Here is a 13460-nt window from a genome sequence, read left to right as displayed (position 1 = left end):
CCTCCTAATTCCGGTTCCAAACAACCAGTTTCATTTCAGTCATTTCTTCTATTGCATATTTCAATCCTTCACGGCCTGTGCCACTTTCCTTCACGCCACCGTATGGCATGTTATCCACCCGGAATGTCGGAATATCGTTGATCATCACGCCGCCGACAAATAACTGATCTGCTGCATTCAAAGCTGTCGTTACATCATTTGTGTAAATTCCCGCTTGTAACCCGTAGCGCGAGTCATTTACTTGTTCAATCGCTTGTGCCACATTTTTCACTTTATTGACGACAACAATTGGAGCAAATACTTCGTTGCAAGACACTTTTAATGCTTCATCCGCCTCAAGGATAATCGTAGGATAAAGAATATTTCCTTCTGCATGGCCACCTGCTACAACTTTTGCTCCATGGTTTTTCGCTTCTTCTATCCAGCCGAGTGTCCGTTCTACATCCCCGGCTGAAATAAGCGCGGATACATCCGTTTGTTCGTCAAATGGATTCCCGATGACGAGCTTTTTCGTTTCTTCTACAAGTTTTCCAACGAACTCTTCGTAGACATCTTCATGGACATATGCACGTTGCAAAGCAATACATACTTGGCCTTGAAAAGCGAAAGCGCCGGTTACACAACGTGGAATGATTTTATCAAGGTCAACGTCCTTATCGACAATCACTGCCGCATTGGAACCAAGCTCTAATGTGACTCTCTTCAAGCCTGCCTTGCTTCGTATACCGATTCCGACCGCCGGGCTTCCTGTAAATGTGATCATACTGACTCGATCGTCCGTCACGAGCTTATCACCGGTCACTCTGCCGCTTCCCGTCACAACGTTAAGCGCCCCTTTCGGCAATCCCGCTTCTAGAAGAAGTTCCGCGATAAAGAACGAGGAGAGCGGTGTTTGCGACGCCGGCTTTAAGACAATCGTATTGCCGCTTGCGATTGCCGGTCCGACTTTATGCGCAACTAAATTCATTGGAAAATTGAAAGGTGTAATCGCGCCAATGACACCAATCGGTTCACGCACTGTATAAGCGAGGCGATTTTCCCCGCCACGAGCGGCATCCAGGGGAAGTGTTTCGCCATGGATACGTTTCGCTTCCTCAGCGGCAAACTTATATGTTTCAATCGTACGGCCCACTTCGCCTCTTGCTGTCGCAATCGGTTTTGCCGCTTCCAACGCTATGATTTCAGCTGCTTCTTCGGCTCTTTCTCGCAAAGAGTGGACTAAATTTTCCAAAATCTCTGCACGTCTATGAGCCGGCATTTTCGCCATCACTTGTCGTGCGTTCACAGCTGCTTCGATTGCCAACTCTGTTTCTGCCCCTGTCGCCATCGGTACCTCTGCAATGATTTCACCTGAATAAGGAGAGCGAAGCCGACTGTATTCCCCCGCTTCCACCCATTCACCGTTAATAAGAAGATGTTGCTTCTTTACACTTGTGATCGACTCCGTCATGATTAAGATAACCTTCTTCCTCTATTAGATTGCTACTCTATTCTTCTTGAGTTCAACGAGATATTCTTCGATTTTTATCTTTAATCCACCACTTCCGAATTTAGCACGATTATTTTTAAAATCTGTATTTTTTTGAATATGTTCAAGAAAGTAGAGTATATTTCTTCTTCTATCTACTATTCGTTCGAAGCCACGTTCGTAAAAAAACAGATCAATCGTATTATAGAGTCCTCTGTTTATGCCATACTCTTCGTTGCATAGACGGATGAAAGACAAATCCGGCAAATGAATCATTTTGTCGATAGGCATGTCGATTTCTCCCTTCTTCATAAAGATAAACGTTGTTTAGCGCATGATGAATGGATCAGGTATCGATTCGGATGATGTATTCACCCAAACAACTTTACTTTGTGTATATTCGTAAATTGCATCAAACCCGCTTTCTCGACCATGTCCACTTAGACCGGAACCACCGATTGGTGCAATTGGTGAGATGCTCCGGTAGGTATTCACCCAAACAATACCTGCCCGAACCGCCTTAGCCACGCGGTGTGCTTTTGCAATATCGCTCGCCCAAATGCCAGCCGCCAATGCATAATCTGTACTGTTTGCCAACTCGATGACTTCAGCTTCCTCTTTAAATGGAATGACACTTAATACAGGACCGAAAATTTCTTCCTTTGTAATACGTGCTTGGTTATCCGTATGTTCGAAAATCGTCGGTTCAAAATACCATCCTTTTTCCAAGTGCTCCGGCTTTTTGCCACCGATAACAATTTTTCCACCTTCCGCTTTCCCGATGGAGACGTATTCTTCCACCCGCTTCAACTGTGCTTCTGTTGCAAGCGGCCCCATTTCAGTACAATCAGAGAGCGGATCACCAATCGTAATTTTGGAAACACGGTCAACAAGTCTCTCCATCACTTGGTCATAGATGTCTACGTGTAAAAAGGCTCTTGATCCGGCAACACAGCTTTGTCCCGTCGCACCGAATATCCCGGCAATGATGCCCATCGCTGCATTATCAGGGTTTGCATCCTCAAAAACGATATTCGGCGATTTCCCGCCAAGTTCGAGTGACACTTGCGCGAAGTTCTCAGCCGTATTCCGGACAACATGTCGGGCGGACTCTGGACCTCCCGTAAAAGCAACCCTTCTAACAAGTGGATGAGCTGTCAACGTGTCACCTACCGGCATTCCGTATCCAGTCACCACATTGACCACTCCCGAAGGAAATCCTGCTTCTTCCACAAGTTTCATCAGTTCAAGTAAAGAAGCCGATGTCATTTCAGATGGCTTAATGACAATTGTATTACCAGCCACAAGTGCAGGTGCCAGTTTCAACGTCGTCAAATAAAGCGGTGAATTCCACGGTGTGATGGCGGCGACAACACCAAGCGGTTCTCTCGTGGTAAAAGCGAACATATCCCGTTTATCCATCGGCAGCGTCTGGCCGTGGATCTTATCGGCAAGGCCCGCATAATAATAGTAGAATTCAGGTAAGTAGCTTAATTGCCCACGCATTTCACGAATCAACTTCCCGTTATCAAGCGTTTCGTACTGCGCAAGTTCTTCGACATTTTGAGCAATGAGCTCTCCCAATTTCCTGACAAGCTTCCCTCGCTCGGTATAGGTCATATGGGTCCACTCAGAATTCGCAAACGCTTGGTGTGCAGCTTGCACCGCCCGATCCACATCTTCAGCCGTACCTTTTGCTACACGACACCAAACCTCTCCCGTTGCCGGATTATAGCTTGGAAAGTACTCCCCGCTTGAGGATGCCGTCCACTCGCCATTTATATACATATCGTACGTTTTTAGCTCTGTTACTAATTCAGTCAAATCTTCATCTCCTTTATCTAACAAACACGGTTCTTTCGATAAATGAATGAATTGCTTCGTTGACAATATCAGGCCTTTCAACTGGCAGCATATGTCTCATCGCAGGAACAATCAGCAATTCGGAATCGGTAATTTTCTCATGTATTTGCTGTGCCATTTCTGGTGTAGAACCGACATCCTCTTCTCCAGTGATGACGAGTGTCGGTACTGTAATTCGGTCCAGTTTATCCCAAAGTTCCTGATCGGCCGTTGCAAACAATGTATACGCCGCTATATAAGAAGCAGGATTGTTTGTCTGAAGTCGGGTACGGATTCCATTCACAACTTCCCCCTGTCCCTCAAGATAATCGGAGGTAAACCATCGTTGAATCGCTGGTTCTATTGTAGATTGCGGTCCGTTTGTTCTCACTTCTTCCACACGAGCCAGGATCGCTTGGCGTTGCATTTCCGTCCGATTCGCAACTGCGTTCATAATTGTGAGCGTTTTCATTTTCTCCGGGTGCGTCAATGCAAACCCTTGCGCAACCATTCCTCCCATCGAAAATCCGACGAGGTGGATTTTTTCAAGCCTTAGCCCATCCACAAGTGAGGCAAGTTGTTCAACATACTGAGAAAGTGAATAAGGACCAGGAGGATGCGAAGATCCCCCATGTCCTATCATGTCGTACACAATTACGCGATACTGTTCAGACAAACGATTCACCTGTTGCTCCCACATTGCATGATCCAAGCCGACTCCATGTATGAAAACGAGCGGTTCACCCGTTCCTTTTTCTTGATAATGAATGGTCCCTTGATCATACGTAATCTTTGACATTAGACAAGACCCATTTCAACCATATCTTGGTGACGATCTCCCGTTCTAGGGTGCGGACGTCCACCTGTCGATACGCTAATTGCAACAACGATTTCATCAGCTCTAGGCGCATCTGGAATTGTTGCTTCAAATGTTAGGAAATGTGAGCGTTTTGAATCTTCGTTTTTGTGGACCATCGGAATAAGTACCGCTGAACCTGCACCGCCACGTTTATTCGTGAACGGCAAGATGCTTTTACCTTCCACTGCATCCCTGAATTTGTTACCAAATTTCAATGTATGAATGAATGCGGAGGCATGTTCCATTTCTCCGTCCACACCGACTACAGCAGCTTTCCCGAATGCTTCCACATCGTCTGCTGAGTCAATATGCTTGAATAGTTCTGAAACCAATAACTCACCAATTTGTGGCGCATATTCGTTGATTTCCGGCATTAAATCTTCAACAAATCCTCTTTCGACCCAAGGATTTTTCATCACTAACATCGTTGTGATCATCTTGATCGGATTTTCAAGATTCTTTCCGCCTTCAATTCGTGTTTCCTCAATCGCTGTATATACTTTACGGATTTCTAACATGTTTATAGTACCCCCTGTTTAGTTTTCGTGAAATTTGGCATGACTTCTTCTGTGAATAGCTTCAAGCTCTTCATCATCTTCTCATGTGGTAAATGACTATGATTTACCCAGAGTAATAGATTTTGTACATTCAGTTCTTCTTGTAATTCTTTTATTTTTTCCGTCACATATTCTGGCGTACCGAACAATAGGTTCCGAGGATGCAAGAAGTCATACGTTAACTCCTGTCCAGCTTTCACTTCTTCACCTGGATCCATCAGATTGCCAAGCCCTCTCCAATGGCAAATCCAGCGGTATGTGTTCAGTACTGCTTCAGCCGCGTCTTCACGGGCTTGTTCCATCGTTTCCGCTACATATACATCGCGGACAAGCGCAATTCCTTCCCCAAGAGGCACTTCGTAACCACGCGCTTTCGAAGCTTTTTCACGATAGAGTTCAAAACGGCCTTTCAACTCTTTCACCGTCGGCATCCAGAACATTGCATTGATGCCGGTTTCGGCAGCAATTTCAATGGAACGCGGAGAATCGATCGTTTGCCATAAGTTCGGCATCCGCCCTTGGTATGTACCAGGCATAATTGAAATTTTATTAATTTCGCCTTTTTCCATGTCCATGAATTCCGGGGAATGCGGACTCATTGGATGACTCCACTTCAGCCCTTCAGGTGGAAACTTATAGATATCCCCGTCATGTGAGAAGAAACGGTTGGACCACGCTTTTTTCATCACTTCCACTGTTTCTTCAAATAGCGCCCGGTTTTGGGCTTGATTGGTCGGGTCTGCAAGCGTATTCAAATTTGCTGCTTCGCGACCGTATAATCCTCGGGCCAAACCAACTTCCACTCGCCCTTTGCTCAACTGATCCAGCATGGCGATATCCTCCGCCAAACGAAGCGGATGCCAGAATGTCGCAACGTTTGCAGCCTGACCGATCCGGATATTCTTCGTACGCGCAGCGATATCCGCCCCGATCATCAGTGGATTCGAAATCAATTCATTGCCTTCGTGACCGAAGTGGTGTTCTGTATACCAAATCGAATCGTAACCGTTTTCATCACAATAAATCGCTTGCTCCCTTGCTTCATCCAATACTTTGTCGTACTCCCCATGTCGACCTGGCCCAGCTAAGTTAGCAAAAATTCCGAACTTCATATTTGTTTTCCCCCTTATTTGGCTGTTTGTTGGTAAAGTCTTTCAGCGATTCCCTTTTTTAATCCCATTGCACTTGCTCTTACGTGATTTCGCATCGCTTTTTCAGCCGTCTCCCGATCCTTGCTTAAAATAGCATCTAAAATATTTTGATGTTCCTTCAGAGATACTTCAAGGCGATTGGGAACGTCTATACTTAGGTAAACGTAGCGATTATATGGTATTTGATTGAGCAGTAGATTGAGTACATAGCTTAACTTGGAATTATCGGCACCGTCCAAGATTGCTTGGTGAAAATGGTTATTGGCTTCCACAAACAGATTATGATCCTTCTTCTCTACGGCCACTTCCATCGAAGCGACAGCTTGACGGACTTTTTCGATTGCTTCCATGCTGCCGTTTTCCGCGAGAATCCCGGCCGCAAGCCCTTCCATCGCTTCCTTTACGGTAAATAATTCATCCAAGTCCCTTTCAGTCGGTTTTAATACACATGTTCCGACCCGTGGGATAATCTCCACTAATCCTTCTCGTTCCAATTGTTTTAACGCTTCCCTGACCGGCGTTCGGCTCACTTTATAAAACTGTGATAAAGCGGCCTCGGATAGTTGTTTCCCAGGTTCATATTCTCCCGTAATAATTGCTGCACGAATAGCATCGGTCACTTGGGTGGTAATGCTTGTAGTCAAAATGCTAGCAATGGTGAACACCCCTTTTCTTAATTATGTGCCATGTACCATGGTACATAAATGTGTAATGAAGTAAGACCTCTTGTATTCCTGCTCAAGAAATTCTCTTTCTACCTACAAAAGAGTCATAGTCTATTCCGTACCATGTACCATGCAAGGTCTATTGGCAGTATAATATCTTTACTTTCAGATGTCAATAAATATTTAGAAAGTTACAAATCGTCATCTTGTTTTTTTCATTTTAGCTAACGCGGTTGTCTCCCCGATAGCTGACGTATCCGAATCTATCTTTTCTTCCACAATGCCCTGTTCAATCGCTAGCTGCTTTGCAATTTTCGGCGCATGCCAGAGTATCGGCAACATCAAAATGGAGATTGGGACTGCTGCGACAACGATGAATGATTGTAAGGCTCCAATGCCCCCGCCCCCGATTTTAATTAAAATCGTTGCGATGACAGCCATAATCACCGCCCAAAATACACGAATCGTTTTGGGTGGATTTCCATCTCCAGTGACACCCATCGAAATGGAGTAAGACATTGAATCGACAGTTGTCACAACGAAAAGAGTCGTTAACACAAGAAAGACAGTTGGCATGATCGCACCAAGTGGCATTTGACTTGCGATAGCGATAATTGCGCTCGGTAGTCCACCGTCCAACAACGGACCACTAACGGATCCCGCATTCCCCAGTTCATAAAAAATGCCTGTGCCCCCTAAAACCGTAAACCAAAAGTTCGTCGTAATCGGGGCAATGATTGCTACAACGAGGAATATTTCCCTGATTTTACGACCTTTTGAAATCCGGGCGACAAACAACGCAACAAGCGGACCGAATCCAATAAACCAACCAAAGAAAAAGAGCATCCAATAACCAAGCCACTCCTCATCACCACGGAATGTACTGATATTGATGAACTCACTCATATACGTTCCGAATGAGGACATGAAAGAATCGATAATGAACAAACCAGGACCGAAAATCAACAGAAATACCGCAATGACGACGACCATGTTCACATTAAGTTTACTTAACCACTGTATCCCCTTATCGATTCCGGTCAAGGTCGACACTAAAACAACCGCAGTCAGTCCGGCGATGATGAGGACTTGTGTGCTGAATATATCAGGAACGCCAAATACCGAATTGACACCGTAGCTCACTTGCAAACCAAGAAAACCAATTGGTCCGATTGTTCCCGCTGCCGCCCCGATAATGCAAAATGCATCCGCGGCCGTTCCCCACTTGCTTGTCAAAATTTTCTTGCCTAAAATCGGATATAACAACGTCCGCGGCTTTAATGGCATTCCTTTATGGTTATGTGCATAAATCAAGATAATTGCACTAATCGCCCCATATACAGACCATGCCGTGAATCCCCAAGACATATAACTTTGTGCGAGTGCAGGGCCGATAGCCTCCTGTGTACCGGCTATAATCCCTTTATGCATCGGCGGCACTTCCAAAAAGTAATACATCGGCTCTCCGGCAGCCCAGAATACACCACCGGCCCCGAGCCCTGTCGTAATGATGACCGCCACCCATTTAAAATAGCTCATTTCCGGTTTATTCGTATTCCCAAGTCGGACTTTCCCGTACTTTGAAACGGCTAGCACTGCTCCCACTCCGAAGGTAGCCAGCATCAGTAATTGCCAGTAAGCTCCAAAGTAACGGATTGACAGATCAAAACCGATATTGACGTATTTACTTACCATATCTACCTGAAAAAACGACAAAAGCACGAATGCCACAAGTGCCCCGCCACTCCAGAGAAATACCGGCCAGTCCACTTTTTCCCTAATATGATGCCAATAATTTTTGGTCATTTGACTTCCTCCCCTTGATCATTTCTTTGAACCATTCCCATTTACATTTCCACATCCGACCGCCATTCCCTAAATTGCTATTTGCCAATCCCCCTTACATACTAATCAGTTCACCCCTCCTACTTATCTGGAAACGCTTTCAACATATTTCACTTGCCCACCTCATCTTGCATGTACCATACAAGATGGATTTCAGATTATAACGTCTATTCAAAATTGTCAATACCCAGTTTTCATTTTTTATATTTTTAATAAACTATTTTTCTCTATCCCAAACATAAATAAACCAGGTTCCAATAACAAGCACTGCCTGTTTCGGAACCTGGTGCTTTCCACTTTTGATCATTCTCTTTTTCTTGCTGCTCGGATAGTCTCAAATAGTTCCTGAACTTAGCCGTCACTCAAGCATTCTTAATAAAAAAACAGCAGGAGCACGTCTCTGCTGTAGGATGTTTCGTATCAATAACCTGAGTCCTCAGATGTCAGGTTATCCAACATCGTATAGTTATATTTCTGTAATGGTTTTTCGGCGGGACCTTCAATCACTTCTCCGGTAAATGAAAATCTGGAACCGTGGCAAGGACAATCCCAAGTACGTTCGCCGTTGTTCCATTCGACTTCACATCCGATATGGGTACAGGTCGTATCCACGATATGCAATTTTCCTTCGTCATCTTTATAGGCGCCTTTTCTATGCCCGTCCAATGTAATAACCGCACCTTCTCCTTTGGACAGATCTTCAGGTTTGGTTTTTGGTGAATCAAGCTTTCCTTTTATCAATTGACCGACAACGTTAGCATTTTCCTTAAAGAAGTTTTTCAAACTTGGATGTGCATAGAAACGTGAAGGTGTATATAACTTTTCATAGTTGTTCTCATAGCCCATGATGAGATCCCGGAACAACAGTGCAGCTGCAGTTCCATTGGTCATTCCCCATTTGCGGAAACCGGTCGCAATCAAGATATTCGGTTGCCCGGAGGTCAGCTCACCGATATAAGGCAATTTGTCTAGTGTAGTCAGATCCTGGGCCGACCACCGATAGACCACTTCTTTCAGTCCAAAAACTTCCTCGCCAAACTGTTCCAGCGCCTTATAATGTTCCATCGCCTCGATTCCTTGCCCTGTCTTATGGTTTTCTCCGACAATCAGTACCATTTCCTCACCATTAATGGTTACAGATCGAAGGGAACGTGTCGGTTCATCAGCACTGATATAGATTCCACCCGGGTATTGCTTGTTTGCTTTCACCGCAAGGGCATAAGACCGATCTGCATACATCCTCGTCGAATAAAATCCGGCCCCCTCGTAAAATGGAAAGTGCGTACATATGAGGACGTGATTGGCGGTGATACGCGCGCCCTCTTTGGTAAGTACAACAGGTTGCTCACTAGTTTCAATATTGACCGCTGTGGTGTTCTCAAAGACGAGACCGCCTTTTTCCTTGATGATTTGAAGGAGATGGACTAAATATTTGGTCGGGTGGAATTGCGCTTGGTTTTTCATGACAAGCGCATTTTGGATCGCGATGTCAAAAGGGATACTTTCAACCAAGCCCCCCTCAATCCCGATCTTTTCATAGGCTTCCGCCTCTTTTTCAATCTTTCGTGCATATTTCTCAGTTGTAGCGTATATGTACGCATCTTGCTGACTAAAATCACAGTCAATTTTATGTCGGTCCACCGTTTCCCTAATAAAGCGAAGTGCTTCCATATTCGCTTCATAGTATAAACGTGCATTGCTTCTTCCGATATTATGGATGAATTCATCGTATATGAGATCATGTTGTGCAGTAATTTTGGCAGTCGTATGGCCGGTCGTCCCATTCAACACTTCTCCCGCTTCAATTACAGCGACCTTCAAGCCTTCATTCACCAACAGGTAAGCGGATGTAATCCCCGCGATACCAGCCCCTACAATAATGACATCGGCTTGAATATCCTCCTCTAAACTTGGAAACTCCGGAAATTCAATAGCTGTCCTCCAGTACGACTCTGGGTGCTCTGGCAACTTTCCATATTCAGTCACAATTAATCCTCCATTCAATTCTTAGCTAGTTGAAGGATTCCCGTTCGGCATTCGACTTATACAGATAACAGTACCAGGTTCTTGATAGGTCGGAATAACACAAAAACAGATGAAGAAAGACGATTCGTTTTTCTCCATCTGTTTTATGTCGGGACTTATTAGTCAGTCTCTTCCTCAAGTTCCCTTATTCACCTAGATAAGCGGATAGCATCCAGATATGTGTATCCACTTTCACCAATAAGCCGACAGCGAGATCATTGATGACATCGTCTTCTTGTTGGGCTGAGAGTTCGGCTAATGCCTTCAGCTCTTGTTTCAGATGCTTGTAATCCTCGACAAGGCTTGCAACCATTTCATTGGCACTGCTTTCTCCTTTTGTCTCTTCCAAAGTCGCAAGGTTCAAGTATTCCTTCATCGTCGCAACTGGCGTTCCACCACTTGCAAGAAGTCTTTCCGCTACCTCATCGACAACAGTAGCTGACTCATTATATAATTCCTCGAACTTTTCGTGAAGGGTGAAGAATTGCGGCCCTTTCACAAACCAATGGTAACGATGAAGCTTCGTGTAAAGGACACTCCAGTTTGCGATTTGAACATTTAATGCTGTATGTAATTTTTCCATTGAACAATTCCTCCTCAAATGATCTTATATTTATTATAACAGATACTACTTAATAATCAATACTAAATAATAATCATTATAAATAAGGAGTTTTATTGCCCAATGGAAGTACATCAAAGCCTATTTTTACCCAATTAGATAGTTAAGTCATCCATCAATGTTAGTCATTCGCTAACAAGTATTCAACACGGTTTCGTCCGTTATTTTTGGCATGATACAACGCTTTATCACATCTTGATAGCATAGAATGTAAAGTATCACCAGGAACATAAGAGGTTACTCCGAAGCTGACAGTCTTATGGACCACAACTGGAAATGTATGCTCTTCGATTTGCCTTCGGGTTTTTTCAGCAAGATCGATAGCGGTCCCTATAGCAGACTGGGGACAAATGATTAAAAATTCCTCGCCGCCCCAACGTCCGATCGTCCCTTCTCTTAGCACAGACTCTTTTAATTGCATAGCTACTTCCTGTAAAACAAGATCTCCCACCTGGTGACCATAATTATCGTTTACCGCCTTAAACTGGTCGATATCCAATAAAATAAGCGACAGGGGCACGTCCTTGTTTTGTGCATGTTCAGATCCCTCTTTCAGCAATCGGTCTAACTGAAAACGATTGGGTAATTGTGTTAACTGATCGGTATGTGCCAAGACTTCAAGTTCTGCATTGACCCTCTCCAATTGTTGTGTACGCTCAGCTACTAGATGCTCCAGCTTTTCGTTTAATTTTTCCTGTGATGCTTGGTGCTCTTTTTTCATAATGTTGATTTTATCGCCTAAAGCCAATGACAAAAAGATCGCTTCAAAGGCGGCACCGATTGCAGGAACTTCCTCATAAATGCGAGGGTGGAATGGAATCACACTTAAAAACCCCAAGGCCTGCACCATGATGGAACCGAGTAAAACCGTCCAGCCAATCATATAATACCGGGCCATTTTATGCCCTTTGAGCAATACAAGCAAACCGGAAAGCCAAAGAAAAGACGGCACTACAATCGCCATGATGAGTGACATATAATCGGTAATTGTTATATTTTCAGTGAAATAAATGAAGAAGAGGAATATCACCGTTACCCCTAATAAACCATTAGCCACCTGATTGAACTGAGGTAAATTCCTTTTTAAATCCAGAAATTCCTTGCCGAATAAAATCATAAAGATAAATAGTATATTTCCGACCAAAGGTATGGTTCTTGTAAAAAAATGTTCCGAAAAGAAGGGTCCCAGTAACTCCAAATCCAATGAATTCATAGCTGCTTGATAGAAGATGAAACACAACATATAAAAGACATAATATAAATAGGCTTTTTCCTTCAATGAAAAAAACAAAAACAAATTATAGATTAATAACGAAATCATAAAGCCATAAAAAATACCGGTGTAAAATTTATAGGCAATGACCTTTTCAATAAAATCTTTTGTTGTATAGAAAAAAGAAATCAAATTGAGCGGCATGACGCCATCTAATTTCACATAAATCGCCTCAATAGAGGGGTCTTCAATATAAAATAAATTAGAGCGGTAATCAATTTCTTGATTTTTTATATTTGACATTCCGCCTTTTTGTATGTCATATGTATCATCGTCCCTGACTAAATAAACCTCAATACTATTCAGTTTATCAGTCGCTTCCAACCAATAGCTTTCTTCTGGATCACGGATAATTTCAGCTGCATCAAGCCTCAACCAAATCGTATCATCTGTGTGCCAAAAAAAAAGGTACTTCTGCTGACTCCGGGCAAATTCCCCTTCGAATTCATCAGACAACATATTTTCTATCGTCAGTTTGTTCGTCGAATCACGATAAAACTCATAATATGTTCCCAAGTTGATTGACTTGGAATCATCCTTTGCATTTGTTGTTAGGGGGGCAAGCAAATTAAATAGAAATGCAGCAATGATTATAAGTAGGAACGGTATGTATAGCAATACTTTATTTTTCATATTATTTTATCATCTACTCTCCTCTAATAATCAATTTACTATTTACATAATTCTGAAAATAAATCGTGCTTCCATAATGGTTGACCGTAATTTAGACCAAGGTTCTTTATTCTTATTATCGTCAGCCGTTTATCATTATTAAGGCTATTTTACCTGCTTTGAGGAGAAGTTTCTTACATAATTATTTTTCTTTACATAATTATTTTCAAGCGTATCAAAAATTTCTGTTACAAGAAGCTTAGCTGCAAAATTGATGAATGTTTTCTTTACCGCAATCTGTTCAAACCCTAGCGACAATTATGTATTCACAATAACTGTGATTACCCCTCAATAGTGATCATGATCCCATCCTCTTCAAGGAAGACTATCCAGCCTACATTAGCGAGAAAGCAATAGAAGTAAAGTACAAACTTTGAATCCGATCGATTGTAATTAAAAACAAAAAAATAACCACCTCTCCAATTTTCTGAGAGGTGGTTATTCCTGTTCGCATTAATTATGAATAAGACAACAATTGACA

11 protein-coding genes are annotated in these 13460 nt (G+C 43.1%); all 11 read right to left on the bottom strand.

Translation table 11 applies throughout. From position 1 onward, the window contains the following. Positions 1–4 precede the first annotated feature (4 nt). Entirely contained in the window at positions 5–1450 is a 1446-nt protein-coding gene (locus MHZ95_RS18285) for an aldehyde dehydrogenase family protein (protein ID WP_239392231.1), read from the bottom strand. A gap of 24 nt (positions 1451–1474) precedes the next feature. Beyond that, on the bottom strand, positions 1475–1759 hold the full coding sequence (locus MHZ95_RS18280; RefSeq protein ID WP_239392230.1) for a hypothetical protein: 285 nt from the start codon (positions 1757–1759) through the stop codon (positions 1475–1477). A 36-nt stretch (positions 1760–1795) separates the two neighbouring features. Further along, positions 1796–3292: an aldehyde dehydrogenase gene (locus tag MHZ95_RS18275; RefSeq protein ID WP_239392229.1), complete on the bottom strand. Its 1497-nt coding sequence runs from the start codon at positions 3290–3292 to the stop codon at positions 1796–1798. A gap of 13 nt (positions 3293–3305) precedes the next feature. After that, on the bottom strand, positions 3306–4109 hold the full coding sequence (locus MHZ95_RS18270; RefSeq protein WP_239392228.1) for an alpha/beta fold hydrolase: 804 nt from the start codon (positions 4107–4109) through the stop codon (positions 3306–3308). Then, positions 4109–4687: an amino acid synthesis family protein gene (locus MHZ95_RS18265; protein ID WP_239392227.1), complete on the bottom strand. Its 579-nt coding sequence runs from the start codon at positions 4685–4687 to the stop codon at positions 4109–4111. The genes MHZ95_RS18270 and MHZ95_RS18265 overlap by 1 nt, the downstream gene beginning before the upstream one ends. Before the next feature lie 2 nt (positions 4688–4689). Further along, positions 4690–5838: an LLM class flavin-dependent oxidoreductase gene (locus tag MHZ95_RS18260; RefSeq protein ID WP_239392226.1), complete on the bottom strand. Its 1149-nt coding sequence runs from the start codon at positions 5836–5838 to the stop codon at positions 4690–4692. Between the two features lie 14 nt (positions 5839–5852). Further along, positions 5853–6497: a GntR family transcriptional regulator gene (locus MHZ95_RS18255; RefSeq protein WP_239392225.1), complete on the bottom strand. Its 645-nt coding sequence runs from the start codon at positions 6495–6497 to the stop codon at positions 5853–5855. 246 nt (positions 6498–6743) lie between these two features. Further along, positions 6744–8348 (bottom strand): BCCT family transporter, encoded by a 1605-nt coding sequence (locus tag MHZ95_RS18250; protein ID WP_239392224.1) that lies wholly within the window; start codon positions 8346–8348, stop codon positions 6744–6746. A gap of 459 nt (positions 8349–8807) precedes the next feature. Further along, positions 8808–10376, bottom strand: coding sequence for an FAD-dependent oxidoreductase (locus tag MHZ95_RS18245; RefSeq protein WP_239392300.1), 1569 nt, complete (start codon positions 10374–10376; stop codon positions 8808–8810). 181 nt (positions 10377–10557) lie between these two features. Continuing rightward, positions 10558–10995: a Dps family protein gene (locus MHZ95_RS18240; RefSeq protein ID WP_239392223.1), complete on the bottom strand. Its 438-nt coding sequence runs from the start codon at positions 10993–10995 to the stop codon at positions 10558–10560. Between the two features lie 160 nt (positions 10996–11155). Next, positions 11156–12940 (bottom strand): sensor domain-containing diguanylate cyclase, encoded by a 1785-nt coding sequence (locus MHZ95_RS18235; protein ID WP_239392222.1) that lies wholly within the window; start codon positions 12938–12940, stop codon positions 11156–11158. Positions 12941–13460 lie beyond the last annotated feature (520 nt).

The sequence above is a fragment of the Sporosarcina sp. ACRSM genome (genome assembly GCF_022346545.1).
Lineage (GTDB): Bacteria > Bacillota > Bacilli > Bacillales_A > Planococcaceae > Sporosarcina.
This window is presented reverse-complemented; position numbering and strand designations above follow the sequence as displayed.